This window comes from Photobacterium sp. R1 (assembly GCF_054600795.1).
Genome location: NZ_BAAHZP010000560.1, coordinates 1 through 271 on the forward strand (window position 1 = coordinate 1; position 271 = coordinate 271).

A 271-nucleotide genomic window follows, 5' to 3' on the forward strand; every position below is an offset into this window, starting at 1 on the left:
TACTGTTCACCGGAACAGGTAAGCTGTCGCCGTCCACATCCTGAAGCTGTATCGGCGCATTGATACGGATTTCAGCACCGTTGACTCTCACCAGCCCGGTATCACTTCCACCTGACAGGTGATCCAAAGGGGCAAACTGGGTGACTTCAACAGTCACGTTCACATTACGGTTACCTGCGGGTTGATCCCCGCTGGGCAAGATGCTGAGCACCAGAGTGCCATCAGCCAAGCTTCCTTCCAACGCACCAGTCGTCGCATTCACGGCAAATGT

General features: G+C 54.6%; 1 protein-coding gene. It reads right to left on the reverse strand.

Going from position 1 to position 271, the window contains the following annotated elements:
* Positions 1–229: hypothetical protein (locus ACYP03_RS26285; protein ID WP_459782709.1), on the reverse strand; the 229-nt coding region annotated here is incomplete at its 3' end.
* Between the last annotated feature and the right edge of the window lie 42 nt (positions 230–271).